This window comes from Kitasatospora cathayae, from assembly GCF_027627435.1.
GTDB classification, from domain to species: Bacteria; Actinomycetota; Actinomycetes; order Streptomycetales; family Streptomycetaceae; genus Kitasatospora; species Kitasatospora cathayae.
Window position 1 is genome coordinate 8158720 of record NZ_CP115450.1, and the last position, 19505, is coordinate 8178224.

General features: G+C 73.3%; 21 protein-coding genes and 1 pseudogene. 17 read left to right on the forward strand and 5 right to left on the reverse strand.

Annotated features, from left to right (window positions below):
- Nucleotide 1: 1 nt before the first annotated feature.
- From O1G21_RS36415 to O1G21_RS36430, 4 genes are read left to right on the forward strand one after another with little or no spacing between them, the layout of a single operon-like run.
- Nucleotides 2-445, forward strand: coding sequence for an HAD family hydrolase (locus O1G21_RS36415; RefSeq protein WP_270149830.1), 444 nt, complete (start codon nucleotides 2-4; stop codon nucleotides 443-445).
- A 51-nt stretch (nucleotides 446-496) separates the two neighbouring features.
- On the forward strand, nucleotides 497-913 hold the full coding sequence (locus O1G21_RS36420) for a hypothetical protein (protein WP_270149832.1): 417 nt from the start codon (nucleotides 497-499) through the stop codon (nucleotides 911-913).
- Between the two features lie 51 nt (nucleotides 914-964).
- Nucleotides 965-1261, forward strand: coding sequence for a PRC-barrel domain containing protein (locus tag O1G21_RS36425; RefSeq protein ID WP_270149833.1), 297 nt, complete (start codon nucleotides 965-967; stop codon nucleotides 1259-1261).
- Between the two features lie 3 nt (nucleotides 1262-1264).
- Nucleotides 1265-1849, forward strand: coding sequence for a type 1 glutamine amidotransferase domain-containing protein (locus O1G21_RS36430; RefSeq protein ID WP_270149835.1), 585 nt, complete (start codon nucleotides 1265-1267; stop codon nucleotides 1847-1849).
- Between the two features lie 172 nt (nucleotides 1850-2021).
- Here O1G21_RS36430 and O1G21_RS36435 read toward each other — a convergent pair whose 3' ends face one another.
- Nucleotides 2022-2876 (reverse strand): ATP-dependent DNA ligase, encoded by an 855-nt coding sequence (locus tag O1G21_RS36435; protein WP_270151456.1) that lies wholly within the window; start codon nucleotides 2874-2876, stop codon nucleotides 2022-2024.
- Between the two features lie 84 nt (nucleotides 2877-2960).
- Nucleotides 2961-3842 (reverse strand): annotated as a pseudogene (gene ligD, locus O1G21_RS36440) (non-homologous end-joining DNA ligase); the annotation flags it as partial.
- A 308-nt stretch (nucleotides 3843-4150) separates the two neighbouring features.
- Here ligD and O1G21_RS36445 point away from each other — a divergent pair.
- Complete coding sequence (locus O1G21_RS36445; RefSeq protein ID WP_270149836.1) at nucleotides 4151-4585, forward strand: CBS domain-containing protein; 435 nt, start codon at nucleotides 4151-4153, stop codon at nucleotides 4583-4585.
- 143 nt (nucleotides 4586-4728) lie between these two features.
- On the opposite strand, the gene O1G21_RS36450 is transcribed toward O1G21_RS36445, so the two are convergent.
- On the reverse strand, nucleotides 4729-5895 hold the full coding sequence (locus O1G21_RS36450) for an alanine--tRNA ligase-related protein (protein ID WP_270149837.1): 1167 nt from the start codon (nucleotides 5893-5895) through the stop codon (nucleotides 4729-4731).
- A 277-nt stretch (nucleotides 5896-6172) separates the two neighbouring features.
- Entirely contained in the window at nucleotides 6173-7075 is a 903-nt protein-coding gene (locus O1G21_RS36455) for a helix-turn-helix domain-containing protein (protein WP_270149838.1), read from the reverse strand.
- A gap of 131 nt (nucleotides 7076-7206) precedes the next feature.
- Between O1G21_RS36455 and O1G21_RS36460 the strand changes: the two genes are divergently transcribed.
- Nucleotides 7207-7791, forward strand: a complete 585-nt coding sequence (locus O1G21_RS36460) for a pyridoxamine 5'-phosphate oxidase family protein (protein WP_270149840.1) — start codon at nucleotides 7207-7209, stop codon at nucleotides 7789-7791.
- A gap of 43 nt (nucleotides 7792-7834) precedes the next feature.
- On the opposite strand, the gene O1G21_RS36465 is transcribed toward O1G21_RS36460, so the two are convergent.
- A complete protein-coding gene (locus O1G21_RS36465) occupies nucleotides 7835-8104 on the reverse strand; it encodes a GNAT family N-acetyltransferase (RefSeq protein ID WP_405000761.1) in 270 nt (89 codons plus the stop codon).
- Nucleotides 8105-8241: 137 nt separating this feature from the next.
- Here O1G21_RS36465 and O1G21_RS36470 point away from each other — a divergent pair, with 137 nt between their 5' ends.
- From O1G21_RS36470 to O1G21_RS36520, 11 genes are all read left to right on the forward strand, one after another.
- On the forward strand, nucleotides 8242-8766 hold the full coding sequence (locus O1G21_RS36470) for a universal stress protein (protein ID WP_270149841.1): 525 nt from the start codon (nucleotides 8242-8244) through the stop codon (nucleotides 8764-8766).
- Nucleotides 8767-9325: 559 nt separating this feature from the next.
- Nucleotides 9326-10693, forward strand: coding sequence for a group II intron reverse transcriptase/maturase (gene ltrA / locus O1G21_RS36475; RefSeq protein ID WP_270149842.1), 1368 nt, complete (start codon nucleotides 9326-9328; stop codon nucleotides 10691-10693).
- 107 nt (nucleotides 10694-10800) lie between these two features.
- Nucleotides 10801-12255 (forward strand): MocR-like pyridoxine biosynthesis transcription factor PdxR, encoded by a 1455-nt coding sequence (gene pdxR, locus O1G21_RS36480; RefSeq protein ID WP_270149843.1) that lies wholly within the window; start codon nucleotides 10801-10803, stop codon nucleotides 12253-12255.
- Nucleotides 12256-12437: 182 nt separating this feature from the next.
- A complete protein-coding gene (locus O1G21_RS36485) occupies nucleotides 12438-12566 on the forward strand; it encodes a hypothetical protein (RefSeq protein ID WP_270149844.1) in 129 nt (42 codons plus the stop codon).
- Nucleotides 12567-12685: 119 nt separating this feature from the next.
- Nucleotides 12686-13519, forward strand: coding sequence for a DUF1963 domain-containing protein (locus tag O1G21_RS36490; protein ID WP_270149845.1), 834 nt, complete (start codon nucleotides 12686-12688; stop codon nucleotides 13517-13519).
- A gap of 379 nt (nucleotides 13520-13898) precedes the next feature.
- Entirely contained in the window at nucleotides 13899-15305 is a 1407-nt protein-coding gene (locus tag O1G21_RS36495; protein WP_270149846.1) for a family 2B encapsulin nanocompartment shell protein, read from the forward strand.
- Between the two features lie 246 nt (nucleotides 15306-15551).
- The gene (locus O1G21_RS36500) at nucleotides 15552-16421 is read left to right on the forward strand and encodes a hypothetical protein (RefSeq protein ID WP_270149847.1); all 870 of its coding nucleotides are present in this window, start codon (nucleotides 15552-15554) and stop codon (nucleotides 16419-16421) included.
- 142 nt (nucleotides 16422-16563) lie between these two features.
- Nucleotides 16564-17331: a bestrophin-like domain gene (locus tag O1G21_RS36505; protein WP_270149849.1), complete on the forward strand. Its 768-nt coding sequence runs from the start codon at nucleotides 16564-16566 to the stop codon at nucleotides 17329-17331.
- 146 nt (nucleotides 17332-17477) lie between these two features.
- Complete coding sequence (locus O1G21_RS36510; protein WP_270149850.1) at nucleotides 17478-18107, forward strand: class I SAM-dependent methyltransferase; 630 nt, start codon at nucleotides 17478-17480, stop codon at nucleotides 18105-18107.
- Entirely contained in the window at nucleotides 18107-18754 is a 648-nt protein-coding gene (locus tag O1G21_RS36515; RefSeq protein ID WP_270149851.1) for a hypothetical protein, read from the forward strand. The genes O1G21_RS36510 and O1G21_RS36515 overlap by 1 nt, the downstream gene beginning before the upstream one ends.
- A gap of 163 nt (nucleotides 18755-18917) precedes the next feature.
- Nucleotides 18918-19505 (forward strand): TerD family protein, encoded by a 588-nt coding sequence (locus tag O1G21_RS36520; protein ID WP_270149853.1) that lies wholly within the window; start codon nucleotides 18918-18920, stop codon nucleotides 19503-19505.

Consider the following 19505-nt stretch of genomic DNA (forward strand, 5'->3'; position numbering starts at 1 on the left):
CATGACGGTGATCTCGGCGGCTCTGTTCGGTACCGACTGGCGGCCGCGGCTGCCCGGCGGCGCCGAGCTGCTGCGCGAGTGCGCCGCGCGCGGCTGGACGGTCGTGCTGACCGGCCCCGGGCCGGCCGGGGCGCCCGCCCTGACCGTGACCGCCCCCGGCAGCGACCCGGTGCGGGCGGCCCTGGAGCTGGTGGACGGCGCGCCCCAGCACGCCGTGGCCGTCGCCGGGAGCGTGCGCGAGGTGCTGGCGGCGCGGCGGCTCGGGGTGCCCTGCGTCGCCCTGGAGACCGGTGGGGACGCCGGTCCCGAACTTCGGGCGGCCGGCGCGGTCGAGGTCCACCGTGACGCCGCCGCCCTGCTGCGTGTCCTGGACGACAGCCTGCTCGCCCGTCCCCGGGCCTTCGGGCGCGTGGACGCCGGAACAGGCGGTCCCCGGAACGGTTAGCGCCGGCCCGTACCGGGCAACCGCCCGGGTGCGAGCAGTAACGTCACCGGAATGTCGGAGGTGACCGAGATGGACGGACCCGCGTTGAGCGGATGGGAGCGGCGGCTCCTCGAGGAGATCGAGTCCGATCTGCGCCAGGACACGCGCCTCGACCGGAAGTTGAGCACGATGGGGGCGAAGCGGCCGAACCGGGTCCTGGGCGTGCTGCGCGCCACCGGGCACCGGATCTCGACCGGGGTGCTGCTGACCGTGCTGGTGATGACGTCGATCTGCCTCGGCATCGGGGTGCGCACCCCGACCACGGCCGTGCTGGTCGCCCTCGGCGTGGTCTGGGCCGCGTCCGTGACGGCGGCGGTGGCCGCCACCGAACTGCTGCGGCGGCGCCGGGGAGGCGGCGGGGCCGAACCCGTCGATCCGGCCCGGGAGGAACGGCGCGAGCGCAGGCCCTGGGACCGTCCGGAGGCATGACGTGAACCGGCGGCGTGACGTGACGGGGGACCGAACCATCGCGAGGTGCGCATGAGTACCGACCTGTGGGAGTACCGCCCGGGCTCCCATCCCGCCGCGGACCTCGCCCTGACCGGGTACGAGGTGCAGGCCGTCGACGGCCCGCTCGGCCGGGTCGAACAGGACGCCGGCGACCACCTGATGGTCGACGCCGAGCCCTGGGTGCCGGGCACCCGGGTGCTCGTCCCGGTCGGCCTGGTCGCCCGGATCGACCACCTGGACCGCACCGTCCACCTCGACTGCCCCCGGGCCCGGGTCGGCACCGCCCCGCCGCCCGCCGAGGACCTCACCGCCCGTCACCCGCGCTGAGCCATGGGCTGGCCGTCCACCACCCTCACCGGCCGGACGATCGCGTTCCTGGTCGCCCCGTACGGCGTCGAGCAGCAGGAACTCACCTCCCCCTGGCAGGCGGTCGCCGAGTCCGGCGGCATCCCGCGCCTGCTCTCCACCGCCCCCGGCCGGGCCCAGGCCGTCCGGCACCGCGCGCCCGGGGACACCTTCGCGGTGGACGGGCTGGTCGCGGAGGCGGACCCGGCCGACTACGACGGGCTGGTGCTGCCCGGCGGCGTCGCCAACCCGGACTTCCTGCGGCTGGACCGGGCGGCGGTGGCCTTCGTGCACGTCTGCTGCGCCTCCGGCCGCCCGGTCGCGGCGATCTGCCACGGCGCCTGGACGCTGATCGAGGCCGACGCCGTCCGCGGCCGCACCCTCACCTCCTGGCCCAGCCTGCGGACGGACCTGGTCAACGCGGGCGCCCACTGGGTGGACGAGGCGGTGCACGTCTGCCACGACGGGCCGGGCCCGCTGGTGACCAGCCGCAAGCCGGCGGACCTGCCGGTGTTCGAGGACGCGCTGGTCACCGAGTTCGCCCACGCGGCGGGGAAGCGGCGCAACTGAGGCGCGCCCACTGTCGGCCGGGCGGCTTCAGCGGGTCCAACCCGCCTGCGTCGTCGCCGGGTTGGGTGGTGAGCGGGCCGTCGCAGAGTCCGCAGCCCGACGCTTCCCGAGGGTCGTGATCGTGGTGCACGCGCACACGGTCGCCTGCGCGCCGACCGGGCCGACGGGGTGGTCAGTCGCCGCGCAGCCGGACGAAGGTGGCGGTGGGCGGTCGGCCGGTGAGGGTGAGCTCGGCGCGCAGCGGTGCGGTGAGCGGGTGGACCTGGCCGTGGTCGGGGTCGGTGGCGGGCGGGCCGAGCAGCGGGCCGGCGACCTGGGCGACCTCGCGGGCCTGGACGGGGGTGAGCCGGGGGGTGGTCAGGAAGACCCGGCCGTCGTCGAGTCGCAGCACCAGGGCGTGCGGCCGGGCGGCCGGACCGGTGAGGGCGCGGACGGTGGCGTCCAGGGTGTCGCTGCGCCGGTACTTGACCCAGGTGCGGCCCGCGCCGCGCGGGCGGTAGGGGGAGGCCAGGGCCTTGCAGACCAGGCCCTCCACACCGGTGTCGGCCAGCTGGTCCATCCACTCCAGCGCCTCCGCCCGGTCGGTGGTGGCCATCACCGGCTGGATCGGCGGCGGGACGTCGGCGAGGGCGGCGAGCAGCAGGCGGCGCCGGTCGGCGAGCGGCAGGCGCCGGACGTCGCGGCCGGGCAGGGCGAGCAGGTCGAAGGCGATCAGCCCGAGCACGACGTCGGTGGCCGCGGCCCGGGCCTGGCGGGTGTGCAGCAGCTCCTCGAAGGCGAAGCGCCCCTTCCGCCAGGCGACGAGTTCGGCGTCCAGCACCAGCCCCTCCGGCAACCGGGCGACGGCGGCGGCGATCGGCGGGAACTCGGGCGCGAGGTCGCGGCCGCTGCGGGACTGCAGGAAGGCCGGGCGGTCGCCCCGGGCGAAGGCGACGCAGCGGAAGCCGTCCAGCTTCAGCTCGTACTGCACGCCGCCCCCGCCCAGCCCGTCGGCGGGCGGCACGACGGTGACGGCGGCGGGGCGCATCACCTCGACCGGCGGCCGCAGCACCTGCCGGGCCTGCGACGGCGACGCGGCCGGCGCTGCGGGAGCGGAGAGCGGGGAGGGCGAGGAGGGCAGCGGCCGGGCCTGCTCGGGATCCAGCAGCGGCGCGAACAGGTCGCCGTGCGCGGCCAGCCGTTCCGGCAGCTCGGCGATGGTGAAGACCAGCTGCGCCTCCCCGCGCGCCCGTTCCAGTTCGGCCCAGGACAGCGGGGTGGAGACCGTCGGCAGCGGCCGGGCGCGCAGGGTGTACGGGGCGGCGGTGGTCTTCTTGGCGTTGTTCTGCGACCAGTCGACCAGCACCCGTCCGCGGCGGCGGGCCTTGGCCATGGTGTGCACCACCAGCTCCGGGTGCTCGGCCTCCAGCGCGGCGGCCAGCGCCTTCGCGTACCCGGAGACCTCGGCGCTCGGCGTCGGCTCGATCGGCACCAGCAGGTGCAGGCCCTTGGACCCGGAGGTCTTCACCCAGGCCGACAGCCCGTCCGCGGCCAGCCGCTCGCGCAGCAGCAGCGCGACCGACCGGCAGGTGAGGACGTCGGCGCCCTCGCCCGGATCGAGGTCCAGGACCAGCCGGTCGGCCAGCGCGGGCGCGGCGGCGTGCCACTGCGGGACGTGCAGCTCCAGGCAGCCCAGGTTGGCGAGCGCCAGCAGCGCCGCGCCGTCCTCCAGCACCACCTGGCGCAGTTCGCCGCCGGTGCTGGGCACGTCCACCGTGCGGACCCAGTCCGGGGTGCCGGGCGGCGGGTTCTTGGCGACGAACACCTCCGCCTCGACGCCGTCCGGGCAGCGCAGGAAGGACACCGGGCGGTCACTCAGATGGGGGAGCAGGGCGGTGTGGACGGCGGCGTAGTAGCGCAGCACGTCGCCCTTGAGGGTGCCGGTGCTCGGGTAGTACACCTTGTCGAGGTGGGACAGGGCGAGGGTGCGTCCGTCCACCGTCAGCTGCGGCATGGGCCGTCTCCGAAGACTCCTGCGGTGGCCCCCGCAGGCCAGTCTGCCCCGGTACGGCCGCAGGCGCCCGGGCCGGGCGTCACCTCGACGGGACGGGCCGGGGCGTGCCCGGACACCTCCCGAAGTACCAGCGGTCGACCTCCTGGTCGGCGGCCGCTCCGTCCGCACCGCCTCGGACGTTCCGGAGCGCTCGCGGTCGCGGGCGAGCCCGGGGTCGCCTACGGTGAGGGCACGGTCACCCCGCGAGCGGCGCTGTGGACCGCCGCGGGGGAGGACCGTCGGGGGGTAACACCGACGAAGGAGTCCCCGTGACCACTGCCCGAGACATCATGCACACCGGCGCCCAGTGCATCGGCGCCCACCAGACGCTGGCCGAGGCCGCGAAGATGATGCGCGACAAGAAGGTCGGTGCGCTGCCGATCTGCGGCGACGACCAGAAGCTCCACGGCATCATCACCGACCGCGACATCGTGATCCAGTGTCTCGCCGAGGGCAAGGACCCGGCCAAGATGACCGCCATGGATCTCGCCGGACACCTGCACTGCGTGCGGGCCGAGGACAGCGTGGACACCGTCCTCACGAAGATGGAACAGCACCAGATCCGGCGCATCCCGGTGATCGACGGCGAGCGGCTGGTCGGCATGATCAGCGAGGCCGACCTGGCGATGGGCCACCGCGAAGGCCAGCGGCTGACGGACGAGCAGATCATCAAATTCATGGACAGCGTCTACATGAAGAAGTGACGCCGCCCCGCCCCTGAGCGCAGCCCCGTCCGCACCCCCCGTGACCGGCCGGTCCCCCCGTACCGGCCGGGCCTTCCGAGGGTGCCGGATGGGGCCCGCGCGCGTCTTGTACGAATGCGCAACGCCCTGCCGGGGTCGGGGCGTCACTGCGGCCGCAGGTCGAGGACCAGGTCGCGGGGCAGGCCGTGGGTGTCGTGGAGGTAGTGGAGGTCGTCCTCGCTGAGCGGGCCGCGGAAGCGGGGGCGGGAGAGCACCCGGCGGCCGCGGTCCAGGAGCCGGCCGAACCGCTGCTCCTCGTCGAGCAGCACCCGGCGGACCGACTCCGGGGGGACGTCCTGGCGGAAGTGGTCCAGGGTGTGCCGGATCAACTCCTCGGGCAGGTCGCCGAGTCCGCGCCGCGGGTCGTCGCGGCGCAGCACGGTGAGCACCCGGCGCAGCAGGCGGCGCAGGACGTAGCCGCGGCCGGTGGTGGAGGGGCGGACGCCGTCGCCGATGACGACGACGGACGAGCGCAGGTGGTCGCAGACCAGGCGCAGGGACGGTTCGTCCAGTCGCCACAGGGTGGGGACCAGGCGGCGCCAGGGGTCGAAGACGTCGCATTCGAAGACGGACGAGCGGCCGTTGAGCAGCGAGGAGAGCCGTTCCAGGCCGAGGCCGGTGTCGATGTTGCGCTGGGGGAGGGGGACGAGGGTGCCGTCGTCGAGGCGGCGGTGGCGCATCATCACGTGGTTCCACACCTCGACCCAGCGGTCGTCCCGGGTGGGGGTCGACTGCGGTGGGGTGTCGCCGGTCCACAGGAAGATCTCCGAGTCGGGACCGCACGGGCCGGTGGGCCCGTTGGACCACCAGTTGTCCTCGACGGTGAGCTCGACGGGGACGCCGCGGTCCTGCCACAGCTCCAGGGAGTCGGTGTCCGGCCCGACCTGGTCGTCGCCGCCGAAGACGGTGACGTGGAGGCGGCCGGGGTCGATGCCGAACCCGTCGGTGAGCAGCCCGTAGCCCCAGTCGAGGCTCTGCGGGCCCTCGTAGTCGCCGAGGGACCAGGTGCCGAGCATCTCGAAGACGGTGAGGTGGGTGCGGTCGCCGACCTCGTCGAGGTCCGTGGTGCGCAGGCAGCGCTGGACGTTGACCAGCCGGCGGCCGAACGGGTGCGGGCGTCCCTCCAGGTGGGGGGTGAGGGGGTGCATGCCGGAGGTGGTGAACAGCACCGGGTCGCCGGGCGGGGGCAGCAGGGTCGAGCCGGTGATCCGGCGGTGGCCGCGCTCCTCGAAGTACTCGAGGAAGGTGCGGACGAGCTGGTCGGTGTTCATGGGGTGGCTCCTTCGCGTGTGCCGTTGCGGGGGGCCACCGGACGACGAGTCCGCGCGATCGTCGGAACCGAGGAGCAGAACGCCTCGAGGACACCACCGGCGGACCGTGTCCGGTCGCCGAGGGGAGGGGGACGTACGTCAGGCGGCGGCAACCGGCGAGCTGGTCGCTCGCGCGGTGGCGGTGATGTGGCCGGTGACGTTCATGGGGCCGAGGGTAGCCCGGTCGGCGCCCCCGGGGCACGTGGTTTTCGTTCAGTGCAGTTCAGTCCGGCTCGGCTCAGGTCAGCTCACTCAGGTCCGGGTCGAGGACGGCGCTGGTGATCCGCCCGATGACCCGGTCGGCCGGCTGCGGGGTGGCGGCGGAGCGGCGGGAGGCCAGGAACTCGCGGGGCGAGCAGCCGACCATGCCGCGGAAGGTGCGGTCGAGGTGGGACTGGTCGTAGTAGCCGCAGAGCGCGGCCAGGTCGGCGCGGGCGAAGCGCTCGTCCGGGGCGGTCAGCAGGCTCAGCGTCCGCTGCAGCCGCAGGATGCCGGCGGCCTGTTTGGGCGCCAGCCCGAGTTGCTCGCGAAAGCGCTGCTCCAGCCGGCGGCGGCTCCAGCCGGTGCCCTCCACCAGGGCGCGCACCGGCACCAGCCCCCGGGAGCGGCGCAGTTGCCGCCAGGCCCAGACGACGTCCGGCTCCCAGGTCGGTCCGTCGGCGAACAGCGCGGTGAAGTGGCCGTCCAGCAGGGCGAACCGGGCCCGCCAGGTCGGGGCGTCGGCCAGCCGGGCGGCCAGCGTGCCCAGCCGCGGGCCCAGCACCTCCCCCGCCTCGGCCCACTGCCCGCCGAGCTCCCCGGCCACCGGCCCGAACGCGCGGAACGCGCCCTGCGGGGTCAGCGAGACGGCCAAACCGTGCAGCACACCGGACTGTTCGGCGATCGTCGCGGTGCGGCGCAACCCGGCGGCTACCGAGCCGAAGGAGACGCCGGGGGCGGGTGACACCGCGTCGGTGAGCCGCATCGTGCCCTCGAAGGCGAGCGCCACCGTCACCACGTCCGTGGGCACCTCCAGCCGCCGCTGGGGGTGGTCCAGGGCCATCCGGTAGCCGCGGTAGTCGAGGACGTAGCGGCGCAGCGGTGCGGCGGGCAGGCCGAGCACCAGCGCCGCTCCGGTGGTCGGGCGGGTGTCCTGGACCATCTCAACTCCTGTGCTCGGCACGGTGGGTGGCAGGTGCACGGATCATTCTCGGCGGGGCGGTCAGTGCGCCGACCGTCTCATTGCGTGGATTTTCCTTTCTCGGGGAGCGAGATGCGGGCACACTTGCGACCATGGGAAAGCAGTACGAAAGCATCGACGGCCGGTTGCGGCAGTTCATCGAACGGCAGCCCGTCTACTTCGTCGCGACCGCGCCGCTGGCCGGCGACGGACACGTCAACCTCTCACCCAAGGGCCGCTCCGGCACCCTCGCGGTCATCGACGAACTCACCCTCGCCTACCTGGACTTCGGCGGCTCGCAGGCCGAGACCATCGCCCACCTGCGGGAGAACGGCCGGATCACCCTGATGTGGTGCGCCTTCGACGGCCCGCCCACCGTGGTCCGGGTGCACGGCCGCGGCGAGCCCGTCTTCCGCGACGACCCGCGCTTCGCCGAACTGCTCGGCCACTTCGAGCCCGGCGCGGACGGCTCGGGCCTGCGGGCGATCGTGCTGGTCCGGGCCGAGCGGGTCAGCGACTCCTGCGGGTACGCCGTCCCGTTCATGGACTACCGCGCCGACCGCGACCTGCACGCGCAGTACTTCGACCGCAAGGGCGACGAGCAGTTCAGCGCCTACTGCGAGGGCAAGCCGCTCGTCGGCACCAGCATCGACGGGCTGCCCGCCCTCCCGCTGCCGGTCCCGGCCCGGCCGGCCTGACGGGCGGTCGGCCTGATGGGCGGTCGGCCTGATGAGCCGTTGGTCAGCCCGGCTTCGGCCCCCCGAGGACCATCAACTTGTGCGGGTCCGGGAAGGGCACGAACCCGGCCTTCGCGTACACCTCGTGGGCGTCCACGGTGGACAGCAGCAGCCGCTTCAGCGTGTACGGCCGCAGGTGCTCCACCACCGCCTCGGCCAGCCAGGTGCCCAGCCCGCGAGCCCGCTGCGCCGAGTGGGAGCGGGAACTCGCCGACCTGGCGCCGGGCGTGGGCGCCAGCCTCGGCGGGGCCCGTGGTCGTGTGAGGCCGCGCACAGCGTCGACAGCGCGTGACCGCCTACCCCTCCCCGGTGCCGGATCGGCGGCCCCGCCCGCCCGGGTGGCCCGTGCCACAGCCCTCACCCGGGGTGCCCCCGCCATCCACTCCCGGTGGCGGGCATAGCCTTCCGCGCATGAGCAACGAGAGCGATGCGGCCGACGCAGGCGCCGTCGACAGGGAGCGCGAACGGCACGAGCCGGCCGTCGCGCCGAGCGGCTTCGAGCTGGGGACCGACGGACCCAAGGTGATCCTGGCGGGCCTGGACGGCTCCGACTCCTCCTGGCGCGCCACCGCCTACGCCGCCGGACTGGCCCGCCGACAGGGCGCCCTCCTGGCCGTCGCCTACATCCAGCCGATACTCGGCGCCGCGACCGCCTTGGCCGGAGCCGCCGTGGAGGAGACCACCCAGGAGATCGCCGACGAGCTCCTCGCCGCGCTGCGCGAGGCCGAGCACCGGATGCGCGAGGTCTGGCGGGTGCGGTGGCGCTTCCTCACCATGCGCGGCGACCCCTACACCGGCCTCGCCAAGCTCGCCGACGAGCTGCGCGCCGACGCCGTGGTGGTCGGCGTCTCCGAGAAGGCCGGGCACAAGGTGATCGGGTCGGTGGCCGTCCGCTTGGTCAAGGCGGGTCGCTGGCCGGTCACCGTCGTTCCGTAGCCGATGCGGCACGGGCTCGGCCGGACCGCTATTCTCCGCACTCACGATCGAGCCCGGGGAGACCTGAAAGCTGGTCCGGGCTTGCGGGTGGGAGTCCCGTCCGGGTAGACACCGGAGTGCCCGGTAGCAGGTCCCGGTTCGTCGTGGAGACGCGGCGGGCTGAGCGGGATGTCAAGAGCCTCTTTGGAGGGAGCAAGCACGCGGGCCGTAGCGTGAAGCGAACCTTGCAGCCTCGTCAGACCGACAACGGAGAAGCCGAGCCCCTCATGTCCGGGCGAAGGCCATGTCCTGGGGGTCCTGTTCCGGGGTCAGCCCTCGGGGTTCTCCCGGGGTATGGAGGGCGGCACGTGTGCACAGTCTGGGCCGGAACAGGAGAGACCCGTCTGCCTGTGCCTTTCGTCGGGCAGGGGACCGGACGTATAAGCCGATGGTGAAGTCGTCCGGAGGGCAGCGGGAGTCCGATGGGGTCGTAGTACCGCTGATCGGCGTGCAACACAACGCGCCGGGAGGGAAGGGCCCCAGCTTTGATCACGCCCGTGACGGGGGTAAGCGCGAGGGCATGGCCGGAGAAAGACCGGTCAACCACCCCGACGGGGCGAGCCCCGTCGTAGTGGCCGGGCGAGCGTCCGTCCTGAAAGTGCGACAACTCCAACGCGCGCTGTGGGCTGCGGCCGAGCAGTCTCCGGAGCGGCGTTTCCACGCCCTGTACGACCGTGTCCACAGAGGTGACGTGCTGTGGGAGGCGTGGGAGCGGGTCCGGGCCAACGCAGGGAGCGCCGGGGTGGATCGGGTCACCCTGGAGTTCGTGGAGAGCCGGTACGGGGTTGGCCGGTTGCCCGGCGAACTCCAGCGGGCTCTTCGCTCAGGCACGTATCGTCCCGCGCCGGCCAGGCGCGTGGACATCCCGAAACCACAGGGTGGCAAGCGGCCGCTGGGCATTCCCACGGTGCGCGACAGAGTGGCCCAGCAGGCGGCGAAGATCGTCCTGGAGCCGGTGTTCGAGGCGGACTTTCTGCCGTCCTCGTACGGGTACCGGCCGAAGCGGTCGGCGTTGCAGGCGATGGAGCGTCTTCGGACGGGCTTCATCGAGGGCCGCTGTGTCGTCGTGGAGTTCGACATCCGCGACTTCTTCGGCGAGATCGACCATGGTCGGCTCCTTGCCGAGGTGGGGCGTCGGGTGTCGGACCGCAGGGTGCTCAAGCTGCTGCGGCTGTGGCTCCAGGCGGGTGTGATGGTGGACGGGGAGGTTCGGCGGACGGTCGCCGGGACTCCTCAGGGCGGGGTGATCTCACCCTTGCTGGCCAACATCTACCTGCACGTCCTGGACACCGAGCTCGCCGAGCGCGGTGTCGGTGAGCTGGTGCGGTACGCGGACGACGGTGTCGTCCTGTGCCGGTCGGTGAGCAATGCCAGGAACGCCTTGGCGGCGGTCGGGGAGATCCTCGGCGAGCTGGGGCTGGAGCTGCACCCGGACAAGACGAAGGTGGTAGACCTCAGAGAGGGCCGGGAAGGACTCGACTTCCTCGGCTGCCACTTCAGAGCCCGCTTCTCGGGCAAGGTGTGGGAGAAGTACCGCAAGGTCCGCTTCTACCTGCACCGTTGGCCCTCACAGGCGGCGATGAAGCGACTCCGGGACAAGGTCCGCGAGCGGACCGACCGCCGTCGGTCGGGATGGGACATCCGTGAGGTGATCGCGGAGTTGAATCCGATCCTGCGCGGCTGGGGCGCCTACTTCCGAACCGGGAACGCTGCCCGGAAGTTCACACAAGTCGATGACTATGTGGTGTGGCGTCTCCGCGGATTGATGGTCAAGAAGCGAGGACGCAACCTGCGAGCTGGCCAGATGGCGGTGTGGACGGAAGAGTGGTTCAACGGGCACGGCCTGCATCGTCTGCGTGGCACGATCCGCTATCCGAAGGCGGCGTAACCATGCCGAGAAGATCATCGGTAAGCCGTGTGCGGGAAAACCGCACGCACGGATTGAAAGGGGACGGAGGAACCGGGCCCGGCAGGGCACCGCGCCTCCAACTACCAATGACGGAATCGCCGGGCGCGCACCCCACCGGGCCGGCCCACCCGACCGGCAACGACCTGCACCTCGACCTGCCCGCCACCGGCGGCCGCCGCTCCGCGCTGATGGCCGCACTGCGCGAGGCGATCCGCAGCGGTCGGCTGGCCCCCGGCACCCGGCTGCCGCCCTACCGGGCCCTCGCCGCCGACCTCGGCCTGGCCCGCAACACCGCCGCCGAGGCCTACGCCGAACTCGTCGCCGAAGGCTGGCTCACCGCCCGCCAGGGCTCCGGCACCACCGTCGCCGAACGCGCCGCACCCGTCCGGCCCGATCGGGCCCGCCGCCCGGCCCGCCGGCCCGGACCCGCGCACGACCTGCGCCAGGGCCAGCCCGACGCCGCCTCCTTCCCCCGCACCGCCTGGCTCGCCGCCGCCCGCCGCGCCCTCACCGCCGCGCCCAACGAGGCCTTCGGGCCCGGCGATCCACAGGGCCGGCGCGAACTGCGCACCGTCCTCGCCGACTACCTCGCCCGCGCCCGCGGAGTGCGCACCGACCCCGACCGGATCGTGGTCTGCTCCGGCTTCGCCCACGCCCTGCGACTGCTCTTCGACGGCGCCACACCCGTCCTGCCGCCCGCCGAGCACGGGCCCCTGGCCGTCGAGGCCTACGGACTCGGCTTCCACCGCGCCCTGCTGGCCGCCACCGGAGTCACCACCACGCCGCTGCCGATCGACGAACAGGGCGCCCGTGTCGACGAGTTGCCCCAGCACCCGGACATCCGAACGGTACTGCTCACCCCCGCCCACCAGTTCCCGACCGGCGGCCCGCTGCACTCCGGGCGCCGCGCCGCCGTGGTCGACTGGGCACGCCGGCGCGGCGGCCTCCTCCTCGAGGACGACTACGACGGGGAGTTCCGCTACGACCGCCAACCGGTCGGCGCCGTCCAGGGGCTCGACCCCGACCGGGTCGTCTACCTCGGCAGCACCAGCAAGAGCCTCACCCCCGCGCTGCGCCTGGGCTGGATGGTCCTGCCGGACCACCTGGTCGACCGGGTGCTCGCGGCCAAGGGCGAACGCGAGGCCTGGGCCAGCGCGCTGGACCAGCTGACCCTCGCCGAGTTCATCGACTCCGGTGGCTACGACCGGCACCTGCGCCGGATGCGGCGCCGCTACCGGGACCGCCGGGACCAGCTGGTGGCCGCGCTGGCCGCGAACGCCCCGCACATCGAGGTGTCCGGCATCGCCGCTGGCCTGCACGCCGTGCTGCGGCTCGCCCCCGGCACCGAGCGCTCGATCCTCAAGGCCGCCGCCTACCGGGGCCTGGCCGTCGAAGGACTCGCCGACTACCGGCACCCGGCGATCGCCCCGGCGGCGATGCCCGCCGTCGACGGCCTGGTGGTCGGCTACGCCACGCCGCCCGACCACGCCTACCCGGCGGCCCTCCGGGCACTCTGCGACATCCTGCCGCCGCCGGCCTGAGGCACCCCGGGCCGTTCCGGACGCCGCGGGAGCGCGAGCGGCGAAGGACAGGCCACCGGAGGTTCCGCCGGGCCGGACCCCGGCCGGTCGGTCCCCGGCGTCCACCCGCCGCCCCCTGCGTCGGTACGGCTTCGGGCCGAGCACGGTCACCGAAGCGCTAACACCCCCTACGCTCCATGGGCATGCGCAGAACACATCCGCGCCGGGCCGTGCTCGCCGCGTGCCCGGCCCTCGCCGCCGGTCCGCTCCTGTCCGCCGCACCCGCCCAAGGCCGACAGCCCATCCCCGACACCCAGATCGCCTGCGGCTGACCCTTAATCCGGCCCCACCGTCACACCCACCCCCGTACACCCGCCAGGTGCCGGCCACCCCCGTACCGGCACCTGACGGGGCTTCCGTGACTGTCGGAGACGAGTGACAGGATCGGGCCATGGACGCACGGATGCCGAACGACCCCGCCTGGACGCCGAACGACCCCGCCAGCCCCGTTGACGACCGGCTGCCCGGCCTGCCGATGCCGTACCGGCTCCACACCGCCCTCGTCGGCCGGGTGGGCACGGAGGGTGCCGCACGGGTCGGCGGATTGCTGCGCGCCTCCCTGGAGCTCAGCCCGGACGTCGCCGAGGACGCCGTCGGCTGGACGCCGGTCGGGCGGACCGGCGGGTCGGCCGCCCTGCCCGAGGGGATCGACTGGCCCCAAGGCGACGGGCATCCGATGGAGCTGCTCGCCCAACTCGACTGCGCGGGGATGGCGGAGGCCTTCCGGGCGGGCAACGGCGGGCGCTGGCCGCTGCCGGCCGACGGTCTGCTGCTGTTCTTCCACGACCCGATGCCCGCCGACCTCGACGGCGAGAGCTGCCGGGTGCTGCACGTCCCGGCGGGGGCGCCCGAGCGCCCGGCCCCGCCGGACCCGGACGGGGTGGAGCCGCTGGCCGGGCGGACGGTCCGGGCACGCTGGGCACTGTCGGCGCCGTCCTACCTCGACGACGAGCTGGTGGAGCTCTGCCCGGGCGACTTCCTGACCGCCATGGGCGTCTCGGACGAGTTTGGCGAGCAGCTCGGCACGCCCGGGATCAGGGTCCTCGGCTGGTGCGACAGCCACAACACCACGCGCCCGGCGGGGCACCGCCCGCTGCTGCAGGTCGAGGGGTCGGCGGCGGGCGCGTCCTGGGGCGAGTTGGTCAACGTCTCGGTCTGGATCACCGACCAGGACCTGGCGGCGGGTCGTTTCGACCGGGTGCGGCACGGGATGGAGGTCGCCTGACCGGTGTGCCGGCTTGACGGTCGGCGGTCGCTGTGGCAGCTGCCGGACCGGTCCGGGCGGGGCCCGGAAGGCCGTTGCGGGGGCGGGAATCGCGGGCGCGAACGGGTGTTCCGGTGGTGGGTGGGGCGGATGGGCGCAGATGGGGACGGATGGCGGGAGATTCACCCTATCGGGGGGTAGTCGGCCACCGTACGGGGTTGGTCGGGTTCTGGTGATCTAGGGTTCCGGATGGGCCGCCGGGTGATGCCGGTCGAGCTTCCGACAGTCGCCAACTTCCCCATCAGCAAGCGGATCTGATGATCCGTCGCGGCTAGCGCCCAGGGCGCAGCGGTACGGCCCTGACCGCGTGATCCGACCACACGAATGGAGACCCCTGCCGATGCCCGTGGACACGAGCCCGGAGACACAGCAGGACCGGCAGCAGAGCCTCGCGACGGCAGCTGCCCGCAATCTTGCCACCACGACCAAGTCCGCACCGCAGATGCAGGAGATCACCTCCCGCTGGCTGCTCAAGGTGCTCCCGTGGGTCGAGGCCCACGGTGGCGCGTACCGGGTGAACCGACGGCTCACCTACACCGTCGGCAACGGCGTGGTGGAGTTCATCAAGACCGGCTCCCAGGTCCGGGTGATCCCGGCGGAGCTGGGCGAACTCGCCCTGCTGCGCGGCTACGAGGACGAGGAGGTGCTGACCGCCCTCGCGGACCGCTGCCAGCAGCGCGACTTCGGCCCCGGTGAGGTGCTCGCCACCCAGGGCGAGGCGGCCGACCGGATCTTCCTGATCGCGCACGGCAAGATCAACAAGATCGGCACCGGCAAGTACGGCGACGAGACCGTGGTCGGCGTGGCCGGTGACGGCGACCGCTTCGGCGACGACTCGCTGCTGAACCCGGACGCCATCTGGGAGTACACCGCGAAGACCGCCACCTCCGGTGTCGCACTCACCCTGAGCCGGGAGGACTTCGCCCGCATCCGGGACAACGCGCCGACCCTCCAGGAGCACCTGGAGTCGTTCCTCGCCCTGCCGCTGCAGGCCCAGAACGAGCGCGGCGAGGCCGAGATCGCCATGTCGGCCGGCCACCACGGCGAGTACGAACTCCCCGGCGCCTTCGTGGACTACGAGCTCAAGCCGCGTGAGTACGAGCTGAGCGTCGCGCAGACCATCCTCAAGGTCCACAGCCGCGTCGCGGACCTGTACAACCAGCCGATGAACCAGATCGAGCACCAGCTCCGGCTGACCATCGAGGCCCTGCGCGAGCGCCAGGAGCACGAGATGATCAACAACCCGGAGTTCGGCCTGCTCCACAACGCCGACTTCGACCAGCGGATCCAGACCCACTCCGGCCCGCCCACCCCGGACGACCTGGACGAGCTGCTCAACCGCCGCCGCGACCCCGACTACCTGCTGGCCCACCCGCGCACCATCGCCGCGATCGGCCGGGAGTTCAACGCCCGGGGCATCTACCCGCACCACGTCGACCTCGGCGGGCAGCAGGTGCCGGCGTGGCGCGGGGTGCCGATCCTGCCGTGCAGCAAGATCCCGATCACCAAGGAGAACACCAGCTCCATCCTGGTGATCCGTACCGGCGAGGACAACCAGGGCGTCATCGGCCTGCACCAGACCGGCCTCCCGGACGAGTACCAGCCCTCGCTCTCGGTCCGGTTCATGGGGATCGACGAGAAGGCGATCATCTCCTACCTGGTCAGCGCCTACTACTCGTGCGCGATCCTGGTGCCGGACGCGGTCGGCGTGCTCGAGAACGTCGAGATCGCGCACCGCCGCCGCTGAGCCCGGAGAGCAGCCGGCGCAGGCCGTAACCGGAGGGCGCGAAGATCGTTTCACATGACGACGGACGGCCCGCCCTCGAGGTGGGCCGTCCGCCTGACCGCGTCCGAACGCGCCTGGTCGTGCCCGATCGGTCCCGGTGCCGGCATCGGTCCGGATCCGACGGATGGCGCCCGTTCCCGTCGGCTGATCAGCCCGAGTCCGTTCCGTTCCGTCCTCCCCAGGCGACCCGAGAGGTGTGTGGAGCCCATGCCGCAGCGTCGGCGTTTCCGGCGGATACCGCAACACGGCGGGTTCGCCGCACCCGGACGGCGGGTGCGGCTGATCGGTGCGGCGGTCGGCGTGGTGGCGATGTGCGCACTGGTCGGCGGTGCCACCGCCTCGGGCGCCGAGCGCCCCGGCGGGCACCCGCACGGCTCGGCCGTGGACATCTGCGTGTGCAGCGACACCGACGTGTCGACCTCGGTGGGCCCGGGCGGGAGCGTCGACGTCGGAGTGGACGTGGACGTCCAGGTCGACGTCACCGTCGCCCCCGACGTCGGCCGCCACCACGGAGGGCATGGAGGGCACGACGGTGACCGTGGGCACGGTGACCACGACGGTGATGGTGACCACGATGGGCACGAGGGGCATCACCACCATCACCACCCGCACCCCTGCCCGAGCCCCACCCCGACCCCGACCCCGACCCCGACCCACACGCCTACTCCCACCCCGACGCCGTCGCCGAGCGCACCACCCCCCAGCCCGACCCCGCCGCCCACGCCTCCGGCGCCCTCGCCCCCGGCGCCCGCTCCCGGGCCGGCCGCGCCGCCCCCGGCGCCTCCCGCCGCGCCTGCGCCCGCAGCCCCCGCACCCGCGGCCCCCACCGTGGCGGCCCCCACCGTGGCGGACCCCAGTCCCGCGGCGCCGAGTCCGGTCCGGCCGAGCCCGCTGTGGCCGACGCCCCCGGCGCACCCGGTGTTCAAGGTGCGGGCCTCCCAACCGCTGCCCGTCGCCCAGCACCACCACGGTGCCTCGACGACCACCACGATGCTGCTGATCTTCGTCCCCGGCATCCTCGCGGCGGCCGCGCTGCGCCCGGGTCGTGGCCGAGGCCGCGGCCGCTCCGGGTCCTGACGGCAACCGGCTCCGGCCGGATGGCAACCGGCTCCGGCCGACCGGGGACCTCGGGTTCCCGATGACTCCGGGGCTCGACGAGCCCGTCGAGCCCCCTACTTCCCCGTTCACGTCACAAGCCAAGCCAGAGAAGGGAGTTCCCATGTCCGAGTGGGTGGCGCTGGTCATCGCCATGGCGGCGGCCTGTGCCGTTGTGGTGGCGGTGGTGGTGCTGAGGCGCCGCGCGGGCGTCGAGGAGAACGTCGACGAGACGCCCGACGTCATCGAGTACATCACGATGATGATCGGCGTGGTCTACGCGATCGTCCTCGGTCTCGCCATCGCGGGTGTCTGGGAGGCGCGTGGTGCCGCCCAGGACGACCTGTTCCGCGAGGCGCAGTCGCTGCGGGAGGCGAGCGACCGGATGGTGGTCTACCCGGCCGAGTTCCGCGACCAGGTCCGCGCCGACATCGACGCCTACGTCACGTACGTGGTGAACGTCGAGTGGGACCACATGTCCAAGAACGGCGAGATCACCGACCAGGGCAACCAGTTGCTGGACAAGGTCCAGAACGAGGTGGCCACCCGGGCGCCGGCCTCGGACCTGGAGTCCCAGGCCTACCAGCCGATCATGGACCGGATCGGCCAGGCCTCCGACGCCCGCAACCAGCGCGGTCAGAGCGCCGGGCCGACCATGCCGGGCGTGGTCTGGTTCGGCCTGATCGGCGGGGCGGTGGTCACCATCGGGATGCTGTTCGCGCTGCAGATCAGGCGCACGCCGAGGGAGCTGATCCTGGCGGGCTGCTTCAGCGTGCTGATCGCCTTCCTGCTGTTCATGATCTGGGACTTCGACGATCCGTTCGCCCGGAGCGTCTCGGTCACCACCCAGCCCTTCGTGGACCTCTTCCCCTCGCTCAACCTCAAGAGCTGAGCCGGGACCGGTCGACGCCGTGCACCGGTGGTCCCGGACGGGGCCATCGGTGCACGGCGTCCACCCTCTGGACGACCCCGGGCGGGGGAGGGAGGCGGGCCGGTAGGTTGAACCGGACGGAACGGGCCCGCCGAACGGAGGAGCGCATGGACAGTCAGGGCTGGGACGACCGCTACGCCGCGAGCGAACTGGTGTGGGGCGCCGCGCCCAACCGGTGGGTGGTCCGCGAACTGACCGGCAGCACCCCCGGCCGCGCCCTCGACCTGGGCGCCGGAGAGGGACGCAACGCCATCTGGCTGGCCACCCAGGGCTGGGAGGTCACCGGCCTCGACTTCTCCGCCGTCGCCCTGGAACGCGCCGAACGGCTCACCGCCGAACTGCCCGACGAGGTCGCCGACCGCCTGACCTGGCGGCACGGCGACGCCCGCACCGACGAGGACCCCGCCGCCTACGACCTCGTCCTGGTCGCCTACCTCCAGCTCCCCGCCGAGGACCGCCGGGCCGCGCTGCACCGCGCCGCCGACGCGCTCGCTCCCGGGGGCACCCTGCTGGTCATCGGGCACGACCTGACCAACCTCACCGACGGCGTCGGCGGCCCGCAGGACCCGGCCGTGCTGTTCACCCCCGAGGACGTCCTCGCCGACCTCGCCGAGTACGGCCTGCGCACCGTCCGGGCCGAACGCGTCCACCGTACGGTCGGCGAGCCCGGCCACAAGGGCGGCCTGACGGGCGTCGCGGTCGACGCGCTGGTGCGACTGGAGCGGAGTGCCGAGTGATGTCCCGACCCACCCGCCGCTCGCTGCTCACCGGCCTGATGGCCGTCGCCCCGCTGGTGCTGGCCGGCTGCTCCTCGGGCCAGAAGAAGGACCGGAGCGCCCGGGCGGCCAAGGCCAGCGACCCGGGCGGCGCGGCCTTCGTGATGATCATCCGGCACGGCGAGAAGCCCGACGGCAGCCAGCCCGGCCTGGACGAGAACGGCAAGCACGACGACAAGTCCCTCACCCAGCGCGGCTGGGACCGGGCCAAGGCGCTGCCCACCCTGTTCGTCCCGCCCGCGGCCGGACTGCGCACCCCGGCCCGGATCTACGCCGCCACCGACCAGGGCCCGATGGCCGGGGCGCACCGGATGCGCCAGACCGTCACCCCGCTGGCAGCCAAGCTCGGGCTGACCGTGGACACCACCTACGCGGAGTCCCAGGAGTCCGAACTGGCCGGCGCCGCGCTCTCCGGGACGCAGCCGGTGCTGATCTGCTGGGAGCACTCCCGGATCCCGCGGATCGTCGAGGCGCTCGGCGCCGCAGGCAGCGGGGTGCCGACCAGCTGGCCGGACCGGTTCGACCTGGTCTGGGTGTTCTCCCGGCCGGCCGGCGGGGCCTGGACCTTCCAGGAGGTGCGCCAGCACCTGCTGGACGGCGACGCCTGATCCACCTGCGGCCGGCGAATCCGTCAGGGTGCGGAGCACGGCCGGAAGTGAGGCCCGGGGGACCGCTGGGTAGGGGTCCTCCGAGTCGCTGTCCGATGATCATAGGTTTTCCTGCGTGCGATAGGTTCGCGGCACGGACGGCGGCAGGAACCAGGAGGGCACGATGACCGTTTCGCTGGCCAAGGGGCAGAAGATCAGCCTGGAGAAGCCGGACGGTGGGCAGTTGAGCCTGGTCCGGATGGGCCTGGGCTGGAAGGCCGTGCAGCGCAAGGGCTTCCTGGCCAAGCTGCTGTCCGCCGGCCGGGAGATCGACCTGGACGCCTCGGCGGTGCTGTTCTCCCGGGGGAGGTCCGTCGACGTGGTCTGGTTCCAGCACCTCACCAGCGACGACGGCTCGGTCCGGCACAGTGGGGACAACCTGGTCGGCGGCGCGGGCGACGCGACCGACGACGAGTCGATCACGGTCGACCTGACCAGGGTGGGCGCCGAGGTCGACCAGATCCTGTTCACGGTCAACTCCTTCACCGGACAGACCTTCCAGGAGGTCGAGGCCGCCTTCTGTCGGCTGGTGGACGAGACCACCGGCACCGAACTGGCCCGCTACACCCTCACCGGCGGCGGCCCGTACACCGCCCAGATCATGGCCAAGGTGCAGCGCACGCCCGGCGGTTGGCAGATGGCCGCGATCGGCCAGCCGGCCAGCGGGCGAACCTTCCAGGACCTGATGCCGGAACTGCTCAAGCACCTGTGA

What these genes read in the sequence shown, in the direction of transcription:
- O1G21_RS36415 (WP_270149830.1), top strand. Translation starts at nt 2, where the DNA reads ATGACGGTGATCTCGGCGGCTCTGTTCGGTACCGACTGGCGGCCGCGG.
- O1G21_RS36420 (WP_270149832.1), top strand. Translation starts at nt 497, where the DNA reads ATGTCGGAGGTGACCGAGATGGACGGACCCGCGTTGAGCGGATGGGAG.
- O1G21_RS36425 (WP_270149833.1), top strand. Translation starts at nt 965, where the DNA reads ATGAGTACCGACCTGTGGGAGTACCGCCCGGGCTCCCATCCCGCCGCG.
- O1G21_RS36430 (WP_270149835.1), top strand. Translation starts at nt 1,265, where the DNA reads ATGGGCTGGCCGTCCACCACCCTCACCGGCCGGACGATCGCGTTCCTG.
- O1G21_RS36435 (WP_270151456.1), bottom strand. Translation starts at nt 2,876, where the DNA reads ATGCGCCCCGCCGCCGTCACCGTCGTGCCGCCCGCCGACGGGCTGGGC.
- O1G21_RS36450 (WP_270149837.1), bottom strand. Translation starts at nt 5,895, where the DNA reads ATGAACACCGACCAGCTCGTCCGCACCTTCCTCGAGTACTTCGAGGAG.
- O1G21_RS36455 (WP_270149838.1), bottom strand. Translation starts at nt 7,075, where the DNA reads ATGGTCCAGGACACCCGCCCGACCACCGGAGCGGCGCTGGTGCTCGGC.
- O1G21_RS36460 (WP_270149840.1), top strand. Translation starts at nt 7,207, where the DNA reads ATGGGAAAGCAGTACGAAAGCATCGACGGCCGGTTGCGGCAGTTCATC.
- O1G21_RS36470 (WP_270149841.1), top strand. Translation starts at nt 8,242, where the DNA reads ATGAGCAACGAGAGCGATGCGGCCGACGCAGGCGCCGTCGACAGGGAG.
- ltrA (WP_270149842.1), top strand. Translation starts at nt 9,326, where the DNA reads ATGGCCGGAGAAAGACCGGTCAACCACCCCGACGGGGCGAGCCCCGTC.
- pdxR (WP_270149843.1), top strand. Translation starts at nt 10,801, where the DNA reads ATGACGGAATCGCCGGGCGCGCACCCCACCGGGCCGGCCCACCCGACC.
- O1G21_RS36485 (WP_270149844.1), top strand. Translation starts at nt 12,438, where the DNA reads ATGCGCAGAACACATCCGCGCCGGGCCGTGCTCGCCGCGTGCCCGGCC.
- O1G21_RS36490 (WP_270149845.1), top strand. Translation starts at nt 12,686, where the DNA reads ATGGACGCACGGATGCCGAACGACCCCGCCTGGACGCCGAACGACCCC.
- O1G21_RS36495 (WP_270149846.1), top strand. Translation starts at nt 13,899, where the DNA reads ATGCCCGTGGACACGAGCCCGGAGACACAGCAGGACCGGCAGCAGAGC.
- O1G21_RS36500 (WP_270149847.1), top strand. Translation starts at nt 15,552, where the DNA reads ATGCCGCAGCGTCGGCGTTTCCGGCGGATACCGCAACACGGCGGGTTC.
- O1G21_RS36505 (WP_270149849.1), top strand. Translation starts at nt 16,564, where the DNA reads ATGTCCGAGTGGGTGGCGCTGGTCATCGCCATGGCGGCGGCCTGTGCC.
- O1G21_RS36510 (WP_270149850.1), top strand. Translation starts at nt 17,478, where the DNA reads ATGGACAGTCAGGGCTGGGACGACCGCTACGCCGCGAGCGAACTGGTG.
- O1G21_RS36515 (WP_270149851.1), top strand. Translation starts at nt 18,107, where the DNA reads ATGTCCCGACCCACCCGCCGCTCGCTGCTCACCGGCCTGATGGCCGTC.
- O1G21_RS36520 (WP_270149853.1), top strand. Translation starts at nt 18,918, where the DNA reads ATGACCGTTTCGCTGGCCAAGGGGCAGAAGATCAGCCTGGAGAAGCCG.